12 protein-coding genes and 1 riboswitch are annotated in these 12,640 nt (G+C 74.1%); of the genes, 5 read left to right on the top strand and 7 right to left on the bottom strand.

Features of this window, described 5'->3' with window-relative positions:
* The first annotated feature begins 59 nt into the window (after positions 1-59).
* The 3 genes from OO47_RS24770 (at position 60) to OO47_RS24755 (ending at position 5,263) form a co-directional block, all read left to right on the top strand.
* Positions 60-2,900: a BTAD domain-containing putative transcriptional regulator gene (locus tag OO47_RS24770; protein ID WP_030219625.1), complete on the top strand. Its 2,841-nt coding sequence runs from the start codon at positions 60-62 to the stop codon at positions 2,898-2,900.
* A 769-nt stretch (positions 2,901-3,669) separates the two neighbouring features.
* A complete protein-coding gene (locus OO47_RS38065) occupies positions 3,670-3,864 on the top strand; it encodes a hypothetical protein (protein WP_234323291.1) in 195 nt (64 codons plus the stop codon).
* A gap of 112 nt (positions 3,865-3,976) precedes the next feature.
* Positions 3,977-5,263, top strand: a complete 1,287-nt coding sequence (locus OO47_RS24755) for a radical SAM protein (RefSeq protein ID WP_051716250.1) — start codon at positions 3,977-3,979, stop codon at positions 5,261-5,263.
* On the opposite strand, the gene OO47_RS24750 is transcribed toward OO47_RS24755, so the two are convergent.
* The 7 genes from OO47_RS24750 to OO47_RS24720 all read right to left on the bottom strand — a co-directional run bounded on the left by OO47_RS24750 (position 5,176) and on the right by OO47_RS24720 (position 11,590).
* On the bottom strand, positions 5,176-6,057 hold the full coding sequence (locus OO47_RS24750; RefSeq protein ID WP_078489896.1) for an ABC transporter ATP-binding protein: 882 nt from the start codon (positions 6,055-6,057) through the stop codon (positions 5,176-5,178). The two genes, OO47_RS24755 and OO47_RS24750, sit on opposite strands and share 88 nt — an antisense overlap.
* On the bottom strand, positions 6,054-7,136 hold the full coding sequence (locus OO47_RS24745; protein WP_078489895.1) for a FecCD family ABC transporter permease: 1,083 nt from the start codon (positions 7,134-7,136) through the stop codon (positions 6,054-6,056). Before OO47_RS24745 ends, OO47_RS24750 begins: the two co-directional genes overlap by 4 nt.
* Positions 7,133-8,224 (bottom strand): ABC transporter substrate-binding protein, encoded by a 1,092-nt coding sequence (locus OO47_RS24740; RefSeq protein ID WP_033210213.1) that lies wholly within the window; start codon positions 8,222-8,224, stop codon positions 7,133-7,135. Before OO47_RS24740 ends, OO47_RS24745 begins: the two co-directional genes overlap by 4 nt.
* 38 nt (positions 8,225-8,262) lie before the next feature.
* Positions 8,263-8,469, bottom strand: a riboswitch (cobalamin riboswitch).
* A 35-nt stretch (positions 8,470-8,504) separates the two neighbouring features.
* Complete coding sequence (locus tag OO47_RS24735) at positions 8,505-8,687, bottom strand: cold-shock protein (protein ID WP_234323290.1); 183 nt, start codon at positions 8,685-8,687, stop codon at positions 8,505-8,507.
* A gap of 301 nt (positions 8,688-8,988) precedes the next feature.
* The gene (locus tag OO47_RS24730; RefSeq protein WP_030219601.1) at positions 8,989-9,582 is read right to left on the bottom strand and encodes a TetR family transcriptional regulator; all 594 of its coding nucleotides are present in this window, start codon (positions 9,580-9,582) and stop codon (positions 8,989-8,991) included.
* Between the two features lie 92 nt (positions 9,583-9,674).
* The gene (locus OO47_RS24725; protein WP_030219598.1) at positions 9,675-10,631 is read right to left on the bottom strand and encodes an NAD-dependent epimerase/dehydratase family protein; all 957 of its coding nucleotides are present in this window, start codon (positions 10,629-10,631) and stop codon (positions 9,675-9,677) included.
* 8 nt (positions 10,632-10,639) lie between these two features.
* Positions 10,640-11,590 carry a ScbA/BarX family gamma-butyrolactone biosynthesis protein gene (locus OO47_RS24720; protein ID WP_051716246.1) on the bottom strand — a complete coding sequence of 317 codons (951 nt, stop codon included), beginning with the start codon at positions 11,588-11,590 and terminating at the stop codon, positions 10,640-10,642.
* Between the two features lie 130 nt (positions 11,591-11,720).
* Between OO47_RS24720 and OO47_RS24715 the strand changes: the two genes are divergently transcribed.
* Positions 11,721-12,401, top strand: a complete 681-nt coding sequence (locus OO47_RS24715; protein ID WP_030219588.1) for a ScbR family autoregulator-binding transcription factor — start codon at positions 11,721-11,723, stop codon at positions 12,399-12,401.
* A 128-nt stretch (positions 12,402-12,529) separates the two neighbouring features.
* The coding region (locus tag OO47_RS38060) for an acyl-CoA dehydrogenase family protein (RefSeq protein ID WP_167345355.1) at positions 12,530-12,640 on the top strand (111 nt) is incomplete at its 3' end.

The raw sequence follows: 12,640 nt of genomic DNA, 5'->3' as shown, positions 1-12,640 counted from the left end.
CCACGATGCAGACGGTCACGCACGATTTCCTGAGGGTCGCCCGGAGATACACTGCGGGCATGCGTTACGGGGTGCTCGGCCCGCTGGCCGTCTGGGACGCCGAGGGGCGGCCGGTCAAGGTTCCCGAGGCCAAGGTGCGCGCCCTGCTGGCGGACCTGTTGGTGCACGGCGGGGGGCCGGTGCCGGCCGACCGCCTGATCGACGACCTGTGGGCGGGCAATCCGCCCGGCGGCTCGGCCAACACCCTGCAGACCAAGGTCTCCCAGCTCCGCCGGGTGCTGGGCAGGGAGCGGGTGGTCCGGGAGCCCGCCGGCTACCGGCTCGTGATGCCCGACGGCGCGCTGGACGCGGCCCGCTTCCAGGAGCTGGTCGAGCGGGCCCGCGGGCGCCGCGAGCCCTCGGCACGGGCGGGCCTGTTCGCCGAGGCGCTCGCGCTGTGGCGGGGCCCGGCCTACGCCGACGTCGCCGAGTCGCTGTTCGTCCGCGCCGAGGTCGCCCGGCTGGAGGAGCTGCGCCTGAGCGTCGTCGAGGACCAGGCCGAGGTGCGGCTGGTGCTGGGCGAGCACCCTGCGCTGGCGGCGGAGCTGGGCGAACTGGTGGCCCGGCACCCGCTGCGCGAACGGCTGCGGATGGCTCACATGCGCGCGCTGTACCGGGCCGGGCGGCAGGGCGAGGCGCTCCACGGTTTCCAGGAGCTGCGGCGTCGGCTGGTCGAGGAGCTGGGGGTGTCGCCCGGGCCGGAGGTCTCCGCCCTGCACGAGGCGATGCTGCGTCAGGAACCGGAGCTGGCCGCGCCGGTCGCAGCGGCGCCGTCCCGTCGCACCAACCTCCCCACGCCGCTGACGCCGCTGATCGGCCGGCGTTCGGCGGTCGAGCGGGTGCGCGCCCTGCTGAGCCCGGGCACCAGGACCCGTCTGGTCACGCTCACCGGTCTGGGCGGCGTGGGCAAGACGCGGCTGGCGATCGCCGCGGCGCGCGACCTGTCCGAGCGGTTCGCCGACGGCGTGTGGCTGGTGGAACTGGCCGGTCTGAGCGCCGCGGCGGACCACGACGACGTCGCCGAGCGGGTCATCACGACCCTGGGCCTGTGCGACACCGCGGCGACCGAGCCGGACCTGGACGACCTGGTGGGCTGGCTGTGCCGGGCGGTTGCCGGCAAGGAGCTGCTGGTCCTGCTGGACAACTGCGAGCACCTGGTCGAGCCGGTGGCCGTGCTCGCCGGGGCCCTGCTGTCGGCGGTCCCCGCCGGGCACCTGCTCGTCACCAGCCAGCAGGCCCTCGACGTCCCCGGCGAGCTGGTGCACCCGGTGCCGCCGCTGGCACTGCCGGAGCGTGCCGACGCGGAGGCGGTGGCCCGGTCCGGCGCCGTCGAGCTGTTCGTGGAGCGGGCGGCCGCGGCGGCGCCCGGCTTCGCCCTCGACGCGGGCAACGCGGCGGCGGTGGCCGCCATCTGCCGTCGCCTGGACGGCATTCCGCTCGCGCTGGAACTGATGGCGCCTCGGCTGCGGACCCTGAGCCCTGACGAGCTCGCCGCCTGCCTGGAGGACCGGCTCACCCCGCCGGCGGCCCGGGTGCGGGGCCTCCCTGCGCGCCAGCAGACGCTGCGCAGCATGCTCGACTGGAGCTGGCAGCTGCTCTCCCCGGACGAGCGGACCGTGCTGCGGCGGCTGGCCGTGCACGCGGACGGCTGCACCCTTCGGTTCGCCGAGGCGGTCTGCGCCGGTGCGGACCTCGGCCCGGAGCGGGTGCCGGACCTGTTGTCCCGGCTGGTGGACCGCTCGCTGGTGGTGCGGGAGGGAGATCGGTTCCGCCTGCTGGAGTCGGTGGCCGCGTACTGCGGCGAGCGCCTGGCGGAGGCCGGGGAGGAGGCCGCCGTCCGGGCTCGCTTCGTGCGCCGGCACACCGAGGCGGCGGAGCGGGAGAGCGAGCTGCTGCGAGGCCCGGAGCAGCGCCGCTGCCTGGAGCGGCTGGACGCGGAGACCGTGAACCTGCGACGCGCCCTGGAGTTCGCCGCGGCCGGCGGTGCCCCGGGGTGCGCGGTGCGGCTGGTGAACGCGCTGAGCTGGTACTGGTTCCTTCGGGGACGGCTCACCGAGGCCCGCAGGTCGCTCCAGACGGCACTGGCCGTCGACGACGGGGCCGACGCGGGGGCTCGGCCGGCGGCGCGGGCCTGGCTGACCGGCATCGAGCTGCGCACCTCCTCGGTGGACGCGGAGCCGGCCGTCGCGGCGGACGAGGACCCGGCGTCAGGGATCGGCGACCCGGTGCTGCGCGCCCGGTTGCAGTGGTTCGTCGGCACCGGCCTGCTCGGGCAGGGCCTCCGGTCCGAGGGGCTGCGGTTGGTGAGGGCGAGCCTGGCCGGCGCGCGGGCAGCCCGGGACCGCTGGGGCGAGGCGGCGGCGCTGGTGGAACTGGCGGGCAACGACCCGGCCGGGGACCACGACCGGGCGGAGCTGGGCGCCGCGCTGTTCCAGGAGGTGGGCGACCGCTGGGGGCAGTTGCGGGCCACCCGGGCGCTGGCGCTGGCGGCCGAGCGCGAAGGGGACCGGGTCCGGGCCGAGCGGCTGCACCGGGCGGGGCTGTTGGTCGCCGAGGAGCTCGGGCTGTGGACCGAGGTCGTCGAGACCCTGACCTGGCTCGGCAGGACCGCCCTGGCGGCCGGCCGTGCCCGGCAGGCGACGGAGCTGTACGAACGCGCGCTGTCCGTGTCGGGCGAACGGGCCTACGGCCGGGGCGAGGTGCGCGCGGAGATCGGTCTGGGACTGGCCGCCCGGATGCGCGGCGACCGGGAGGCCGCCCGCCGCCACCTGAACCGGGCGCTGGCCAAGAGCCCCTCCCCCGACCACGCCGCCGACGCCGCGGCCGCGCTGGCCGAACTGGACCTCGTCCCCCGCGCCTGACCGCCCCGCCCGCTCCCGGGCACGACCGCCTCGGCCGCTGCCGGCGGCGGGGGCGCGGTGCGACGCTCCGTTCCGTACCGCGCAGCCACGGCGACGGGGGTGAGCCGCCCCGCCGCGTCCCGGCCCGTCGGTCCCGGGGTGCGCGGCGTCCGTTCGCCGGGGACGCGGGCGGCAGGACACCCGGGCACGGGCCGCCGGGGGCACTACGCATTCGTCCGGCGGGGCTACTCGATCACGCAGTAGCCGCGTGCGGCGGCGCTCTCCTACAGGAACATGTGCCGGACGCAGTGCCGCCGGCCCGCCCGGAACCGCTCGCGCGAGGCGTCCCGCCCGTCCGCTCCCGCCGCGGACCCCGGCGCCGGAAGCCGGTGAAACCGCACACGGGCGGGAGCCACGACCGCGACCACCCGCGCCGACGACTCCGCAGGCACGGCGGCCGCCACCGCCTTCGTCGCGGTCGCGCGTGTTCCTCGGCCCGAGCACACGACCGGACGAAGGCGGTCCCCACGTCCGGCGAAGACCCGGAGGAGCGAACCCGTTCGAGGCGCCGTCCGAGCTCGTGGCACCATGTACGGCATGATGACCAACCGAAAGGTCCATGCCGCGTAGACGGCCAGGACGCATCCGGGCCGGCATCCCGGGCCGACAGCACTCACGGCGCTCGAGGCCGGCCGTCGACCGCCTCTCACCGCGAGCGCTGTCCGAAATCGTTCGCCTCGAACGCACGCGAAACTACCTCCAGCCGGGAGACACCAGCGCGGCACTGCGCATGTGGAAGGACCACGTCCACCGCCCCGAGCGCGAGCTCTGGCACGACGACGAGTTCGGCAACGTGCACTGGTACTGCTGCGGCGACCCCCTCGAAGGCCGTGCCCTGCTCGACGGCGTGCTCCGGGCGATGTCGCCTCGCGGCGCCCGCGAACTCCGCAGGATCATCGAACGGCTCGACGCCCTCGTCGGTTAGTCCCACTCAGCCGCAGACCGCCGAAGACGAAGAACAGACCAAGCCCCTCACCTCCGGAGATCCGCCTGTGTCCAGCGTCGCACCCACCCGTACGTCCGTCGTGGAGTCCCTCATGGAGCGCTTCCCGGGGATCCCCCGGGAGGCCGTGCTCAAGGAGGACCTGCTGCGCGGAGGGGTCGCCTTCGACCCCTCCGCCCTGTCCGGCAACGAAGGGGGTGAGGTGAAGCCGAAGTCGTACTTCATCTTCTCCTTCGACCACCGGACGCTGCCCGAGCTCGGGGAGGCGGCCCTGAACCGCCCGCCGGAGGAGATCGTGCTGACCGGCGGCCCGTACGGGCTGCGCCGCACGGTGGTGTCGGTGCGGGTCAACCCGTCCTCGCCGTACCGGGTCGCGCCGGACGCCGACGGGGCCCTCGCGCTGTTCCTGGACGGGGCGCGGATCGCGGACGTCGGCCTGCCGCCGATGCCGGAGTACTACCGGCACCCGCTGTCGAACGGCAAGTCCGTGATGGAGGTGGCGCCGACGATCCAGTGGGGCTATCTGATCTACCTGACGGTCTTCCGGGTGTGCCAGTACTTCGGCGCCAAGGAGGAGTGCCAGTACTGCGACATCAACCACAACTGGCGCCAGCACAAGGCGGCGGGCCGCCCGTACACCGGGGTGAAGCCGGTGGACGAGGTCCTGGAGGCCCTGGAGATCATCGACCGGCACGACACGGCCCGCGCCTCGACCGCGTACACCCTGACCGGCGGGGCCGTCACCTCGAAGGTCGGCGGCAAGGACGAGGCCGACTTCTACGGGCAGTACGCGCAGGCGATCGAGAAGCGCTTCCCGGGCCGCTGGATCGGCAAGGTCGTCGCGCAGGCCCTGCCCAAGGAGGACGTGCGGCGGTTCCACGACTACGGCATCCGGATCTACCACCCGAACTACGAGGTGTGGGACCGGCGCCTGTTCGAGCTGTACTGCCCCGGCAAGGAGCGCTACATCGGCCGGGACGAGTGGCACCGCCGCATCCTGGACTCGGCGGAGGTCTTCGGGCCGCGCAACGTCATCCCGAACTTCGTCGCCGGGGTCGAGATGGCGCGCCCCTCGGGCTTCCTGACCGTGGACGAGGCGATCGCCTCCACGCGGGAGGGGCTGCGGTTCTTCATGTCGCGCGGGATCACGCCCCGGTTCACCACCTGGTGCCCGGAGCCGACGACGCCGCTGGGCCGCGAGAACCCGGACGGCGCCCCGCTGGAGTACCACCTGCGGCTCCTGGAGGCGTACACGGAGACGCTCCGGGAGAACGACCTGACCGCCCCGCCCGGCTACGGTCCGGCCGGTCCCGGGCGCGCGGTGTTCTCGGTCAGCTCCTTCATGGACGCGCTGGCGCCGGAGCCCGGCGAAGGGGAGTAGGGCGGCCCGGCCGTCCCCAGGAAGCGGACGTGGGGGCGGCCGCCGGGGTCCGGGTGCGTCACGGCGGCCCGGACCCGGTAGACGTCCGCGATCAGCTCCTCGGTGAGCACCTCGTCCGGCGTGCCGGCGGCCACGACGCGTCCGCCGGAGAGGACCACCAACCGCTCGCAGTACATCGCCGCGAGGTTCAGGTCGTGCAGGGCGACGACGGCCGTGAGGCGCAGGCCCGAGACGAGTTCCATGAGGTCCAGCTGGTGCTGGACGTCGAGGTGGTTGGTGGGCTCGTCCAGGAGGAGCTCGCGCGGCTCCTGGGCGAGGGCGCGGGCGATCTGGACGCGCTGGCGCTCGCCGCCGGAGAGGGTCCGCCAGGGCTGGCGGGCCCGGTCGGCGAGGCCGGTGCGGGCGAGGGCGGAGCGGACGGCGGCCTCGTCCGCCACCGAGGGCGGGGTCCAGGCCCTGCGGTGCGGGACGCGGCCGAGCCGTACGACGTCGAGGACGGTCAGGTCGGTCTGCGTGTCGGACTGCTGCTCGACCGTGGCGAGGCGCCGGGCGACGGTCCTGCGGCCCAGCCCGGCAAGGGGCTCGCCGTCGAGGGTGACGGTCCCGGAGTCGGGGGCGAGGACGCCGGCGAGCAGGCGCAGGAGCGTGGACTTGCCGGAGCCGTTGGGGCCGAGGAGGCCGGTGACGGTGCCGGGGACCGGGGCGATGCCGACGCCGTCCAGGACGAGGGTGCCGCCGGCGGTGCGCGAGACCCGGTCGGCGCGCAGGCCCGTGTCCTCGCGGGTGGGGGTCATCGCGTGCTCCTCGTGCGGTAGAGGACCAGGACGAAGGCCGGTACGCCGATCAGCGAGGTGACCACGCCCACCGGGACCTCCTGGGGGTCGAGGACGGTACGGGCGAGGGTGTCGGCCCAGACGAGGAAGACGGCTCCGGCCAGGGCGGTGACCGGGAGCAGCCGGGTGTGCCCGGGGCCGACGAGCGCGCGGGCGGCGTGCGGCAGGACGAGCCCGACGAAGCCGATGGCCCCGGCGGCGGAGACCAGGGCGGCCGTCAGGAGCGCGGTGGCGCAGAGGAGGACGATCCGGGTCCGGGCGACGGCGACGCCGAGGGAGGCGGCGGCCTCCTCGCCGAAGGCGAACGCGTCCAGGGTCCGCGCGTACCCGAGGCAGGTCGTCAGGGCCGCCGCGAGGACGCCGAGGCAGACCCACACGTCGGTCCAGCCGGCCCCGGCGAGCGAGCCGAGCAGCCAGAAGAGGACGCCCCGGGTGGTCTCCGCGTCGGCGGCCGTCATCACCACGAAGGAGGTGAGGGCGGAGAAGAGCTGCATGGCGGCGACCCCGGAGAGGACCACGCGGTCCGTGGAGCCGCCGAGGGTGTGGCTGAGCAGCAGCACCAGCGCGAAGGAGCAGACCGCCCCGAGGAACGCCCCGCCGGTGACGGAGAGCACTCCCCCGCCGACACCGAGGACGACGACCGCGACCGCGCCGGTCGAGGCGCCGGAGGAGACGCCCAGGACGAAGGGGTCGGCGAGCGGGTTGCGCAGCAGCGACTGCATCACCGCGCCGCAGAGGGCGAGGCCGGCGCCGCAGACGGCGGCGAGCAGGGTGCGGGGAAGCCGCAGGTCCCACACGATCCCGTCCCGGATCGGGGAGAGTTCCGGGACGCCCCCGCCGAGGTGGGCGGCGACCGTCGCCCACACGTCGGCGACGCCGATGCGGGCCGGGCCGATGGTGATGGCCACGGCGATCGACGCGGCCAGGAGCGCGAGCCCGGCCGCCGTCCCCAGCAGGACCGCGGCTCCCTTCCGCACCGAAGCCCCGGCCGGAGGGGCGGTGGGCGGAGGGGCAGTGGGCGGAGGGGCAGTGGGCGTCACTTGGCGAGACCGTACGAGCGGAGGGCCGCCGCCACCTTCTCGACGGCCTCGACGGTGCGGACCGTGGGGTTGAGCGCCTGGCCGCTGAGCAGCACGTACCGCTTGTTCTTCACCGCGGTCATGTTGCGGGTGACCGGGTCGGACTCCAGGAACTCGATCTTCTTGGCGGCGCTCTCGGCCGACTGCGAGCGGCGGGTGAGGTCACCGATGACGAGGACGTCGGGGTCGCGGTCGGCGACGGTCTCCCAGTTGATCTGGGGCCACTCCTCCTTGGTGTCGTCGAAGACGTTCTTGGCACCCAGTTCGCGGGAGACGATGCCGGGGGCGCCGCAGCAGCCCGCCATGTAGGGCGCCTCGGAGTTGGCGAACCAGTAGAGGACCGTGGCGTTCTCGAAGCTTCCACCCGAAGTCGCCTTCGTCACCCGGGCCTTGAGCTCCGCGACGAGCTTCTCGCCGCGCTCCGGGACTCCGAAGATCCGGGCCAGGTCGCGGATCTCGCCGTGGACCGTCTCCATGGTGAGCGGCCGGACGCGGACGCCGTCGCCGTCGCCGCCGTTGTCCTTGCCGACGCAGTCGGTGGGCGAGAGGTACGTGGGGACGCCGAGCTCCTCGAACCGCTCGCGGGTCGCCACGCCGCCCTTGCCGAGGGTGTACGTGAAGGAGGCGGCGGCGAAGTCGGGTTCGGTGTCGAGGACCTTCTCGAAGGAGGGGTAGCGGTCGGCGAGGCGCGGGACCTTGGCGTTCTCCTTCTCCAGGCCCTTGAGGACGGGATCCGTCCAGGTGCCGGTGCCCACCATGCGGTCGGCGAGGCCGAGGGAGAGCATGATCTCCGCCGCGCCCTGGTCGAGGGCGACGGCCCGCTCGGGCGCGCGCTCGACGCGGACGGGCCGTCCGCAGTTGTCGTCGAGGACGACGGGGTACCCGGTCTTCGCCTCCCCGGCGGCGCCGCCCGCGGGCCGGTCGGGGGCGGGGGTGGTCCCCGCGCCGCAGCCCGTCGCGGTCAGGAGCAGGGCTCCGGTGAGGAACGGCACGGCGGAGCGGACGGGGTGTGCGAGCGGCACGGGACTTCCTCTGCGGCCAGGGCTCATGCGCGGAGCCTGTCGTACGGTGCTCCCCGGGCGCGCGTGTGCCGCCGGGGCCGCCAGCAGGTCTTCGGACTCGGGGTCAGCCGGACGGGGCGCCTTCCCGGGCCGTCGTCGCCGCCCAGTGGCCGATGCTCCGCCCGTCGCCCTCACCGCTGCGCGTCAGTTCCGGTCTCGCACCGGATTCCCTGACCCGTGCACCCACCCGTTCGGGTGCGTACAAAGGTGCGACTGGCCTCGGCACAGTACCACCGCCCCGGGGGCGCGCCCCGGGGCGCGGTGGCCGTCAGACGCGCAGCTCCTTGGCCTCGAAGCGGCCGTCCCCGAGGACCAGGACGAAGGAGACCTGCTGCCCCTCCGAGACGGTCCGGCTCTCGTCCTCGATGTCCTCCGCGCTGAACCAGACCTGGTCCTCGGAGCCGACGGGGACGACGAACCCGTATCCCCCGAGACGGTTGAAGGAATGCACGAATCCCTTGCTCCTGCCTTCCACGGCGGCCTCCTCCTCGGCGTCGGGGACGCGGGCGAGGGGTGTCCCGGCCGGGTCCGGCCGCATCCGCGTCTCAGGGGAGGTGTACCCCGTCGGGCCGCGCTTCGCCCGTCGGCCGGGGGGGCGTGCGCGAGCACCCCGGACCATCTCGTAGAATATTCAACAGAGGTCCGGTGCCGAAGATCCCCCGTGTTCGGCACCGGACCTCGTCGTACGTCCGGCTCGGGAGTCGCGCGTACGGCCCCGGCTCCGTACTTCCGGCCCGGAGACGGCGCGCGCCTCAGGTGCCGCCCGGGTACGCGATCCTCGCCGTGATCCTGGCGATGCGCGCCGCCGTCTCCGCGGGAGGGGCCACCGGCTGGACGATGTGGCTGACGGTGAGCCGCACGACCGTCTCGACGGCGAGGCCGCGCGACTCGGCGTCCACGTCGGGCCAGGCCTCGGTCGCGTACGCGTCGAGCATCGCCATCGCCGTGCCGAAGACCGGCTCCGTACGGGTGGTGAGGTAGGCGAGGAGGTCGTCCTCGCCGCCCCGCGCCGCGACCAGGACGCTCTTGATGAGGGGGTTGTCCACGGTCTGCTGGAGCGTGTAGCCGACTCCGGCCGCCGCAGCCGACTCCAACGCGCCGCGGTGCGCGTCGAGTTCGCGCTCGATGCCGATCAGGAAGCCTTCCAGCTCGCGCTGGACCAGGGCGTTTCCGATGGCCTCCTTCGAGCCGAACTCGTTGTAGAGGGTCTGGCGGCTGATGCCGGCGGCCCGCGCGATGGAGGTCATGCGCAGCCCGCTCCACCCCTCGGCGGCGACGAGGCGGTAGGCCGCGTCGAGCACCTGCTCGCGCAGCAGGGACCGGACGCTCTCGCGGAAACGTGTCATCGTGCCCCCACTTTATCGACCGGGAACCGCCCGGAGGAGGGGTGCGCGAGGGGGTCTCGGGCCCGCCCGGGGAGACCGGGCGGGCTTCCCGTTCAGGAACGGCCGAGGAGGCTCCGGTACCACTCCGCGTGCCTCGCGAACCCCTCGGTGAAGGGCGCTCCCGGGTCGCGGCCCGGCTCCCGCCAGGGGCGTTCGTCGGCGAACCAGTGGTCGGTGGCGAGCATGTCGAGGTGGTGGAGGGCGAAGGGGTGGTCCGCGAGGAGGGTGCGCGCCTCGGCGACGGTCACCGCCGGTCCCCGGCGCGGCCCGGCGCGGTGGACGAGCAGGGCCTCGCCCACCGCGAGGAGGTCCGCGACCGGCACCGGTTCGGGGTGGTTCACGTGGTGGGGGCCGGCCTGGGTCCTGGGCGAGAGCGCCGCGCCGAGCAGGACGCGCGCCAGGCTGTCCGCGTCGATCATGGAGTGCCGCGAGGTGCCGCCGTCGAGCGGGCCGGGCAGGGCGCCGAGCAGCGTGACCAGGCCCGGCAGCATCCGCCGGTCCCCGGTCCCGTACACGAGGTGGGGGCGCAGGACGGTGCCGCCGGCCTCCGTGACGTGCCGGTCGCCCGCCGCGCGGGTGCGGCTGGTGGCCGAGACCGGGGCGATCGGCAGGGTGCCGGGGGCGGCGGCCCGGAAGGGGCCGCGGCCGTGGACGGAGGCCGTGCCCAGGGCGACGATCCTGGTCGCCCCGGCGCGTACGGCCGCGTCGACCAGGGCCCGGGTGCCCTCGTCGTTGACGGCGCGGGCCGTCTCCTCGTCCCCGCCGATCGCGGAGGCGCAGTGGACCAGCACGTCGATCCCCTCGCAGGCCCGGCGCAGGGAGCCGGGGTCCCGGAGGTCGCCCAGGACGGTCTCGACCGCCGGGGCCCCCTCCGGCCCGGCGGCCGGCGGGTCGAGCGGGCCGCGGGTGAGCAGGCGTACGTGCCCGGCCTCCACCGTCGCCGCGGCGGCGGCCGCCACCCGGCCGCCGATGAATCCGGACGCGCCGGTGATCAGGATGCGGGGGCCCATGGTCCGGATCAGCCCGCCGACCGGACGGCGGGGCAGGGCCCGGCCGCGACCGGCTCCCGGGACGGGGAGGTGAGGGTGCAGAGGAAGACGCGGCTTCCGTCCTGGTGGCCGGTGACCCGGACGGTGGTCGCCGGGTCGGCGGGGGCGCTCAGGACCTCGGCCTCGATCCAGCAGGGGCTGTCGAGTTCCACGTAGCGGGAGAAGGAGAGCTCCATGGCGGCGGGGAGGTAGGCGGTGCTGCCGGTCGCCAGCATCGCCGCCTGGCGGGCCGCTTCGAGGAGGAGCATCCCGGGGACGTGGTCGTTCGGGCGGCGGAAGAGGGTGGGGTGGGCGGTGTTGATCCGCAGCTGCCAGCGGTCGGGGCGGTCGCCGGGGCCCAGGACGACGTCCTTGGGGTCCTCGCGGCCGACCAGGTGCGGGTCCACTCCGGGGATCAGGGGGACCGGGCGGCCGAGGGCGGCCATCCGCTCGCCCCGCATCCGGCGGTACGCCGGGCCCGGGGTGCAGCGCGCCGTGCTGTCGCCGGTGGCGACCCGCCGGCCGTCCCGGGTCATGAGGACGCTGGTGCGCAGGCCGCGCACCTTGCCCGCGCGCCTGTCGAGCTCGGGGAAGGAGATCTCGGCGACGATCTCCGACGAGGGGCCGTCGACGGCGAGTTCTCCGGGATCGGCGGTGTAGTTCAGCTCCCACATGACGAACTGATCCTCCACGGGTACCCCGAGCTCGGCGTGAAGGACGAGCATGGTGGCCTGACGTATCGTCTCGGCCACCAACACGGGGTCGTGCCGGTCACCTGCCACCAGGGAGAAGAAGGGATGCGAAGCAGGCCAGCGAGCGGAGACGGAGTAACGGTTCTCCTCCACCTGTGCCCAGCCCGTGGGAATGATGTCGGCGGGGTCCGCCCGGTGGACGAACTCCCCCGGAACGGGTGTCGTTCCTCCACGGTGGTGTTGTTCCATGGCTCCCCCTCGCAGTCCCTGCGCACCCCGAACGGCAAATCCGTCCGGCGTAGGGTACGTAGAGCGCGGTTTTCTTTTCAATGCTTCACGTCACAGGGTGAGCACAGACAGCGAGACAGCGGGAGGCGCTTTGGCGCAGCAAGCGCGTGCAATTCGGACCCGGCGGCTGATCCTGGAGTCGGCCGCCGCCGTTTTCGCCGAGCGGGGCTACGAACGGACGACCATCGGGGAGATCCTGGTGCGCGCCGGACTGACCAAGGGGGCGCTGTATTTCCACTTCGCCTCCAAGGAGGACCTGGCCCTCGGCGTGCTGGACGCCCAGATGCTCGACGAACCGCTCACGCCCCAGCCCGTCAAGCTCCAGGAACTGATCGACCAGGCCTTCCTTCTCGCCCACCGGCTGCAGCGCGACCCGCTGGTACGGGCGAGCGTCGCGCTGGCCATGGACAGCGGCGCCGCGGGGGTCGACAGGGCGGCCCCCTTCCGCGCCTGGATCGACCAGGTGGCGGAGATCCTCACCGTCGCGAAGGTGCGGGGAGAACTCCTCCTCCACGTGGACGTGACGGACACGGCCGAACTCTTCGCCGGTTCCTTCTCCGGAATTCAGGCGATGTCCCAGATCCTGTGCGACCGTAACGACCTGACCCACCGGGTCCTGGTCCTGCTCCGGTACGTGCTGCCGACCATATGCACCCCGGCCCTGCTGATCCGCCTGGAAATGACCGAGGAGCACGCACGGAGGCTGGCCGCCGAGTACGACGAGAAGCGTTTCGCCGAGGACGGCGAGAACCTCACGACGTCCTCTCGCTGACAAGACCGACCGCGCGGTTCTCCGAGCGCCCCGACGCATGACGCGTCGGGGCGCTCTGGCGTTCGTGACACTGAGTGTGCTTTGCTGAGGGTACTCAGTGCCACAAGCGTCTAGGGGAGCTCCACATCATGGGCAAGGACTTCGATCTGTACCGTCCTTCGGAGGAGCACGACATGCTCCGGGAGTCGGTGCGTGCGCTGGCGGAGGCGAAGATCGCGCCGTTCGCGGCGGCGGTGGAC

The sequence above is a fragment of the Streptomyces bikiniensis genome (assembly GCF_000716625.1).
Taxonomy (GTDB): domain Bacteria; phylum Actinomycetota; class Actinomycetes; order Streptomycetales; family Streptomycetaceae; genus Streptomyces; species Streptomyces bikiniensis.
This window is presented reverse-complemented; position numbering and strand designations above follow the sequence as displayed.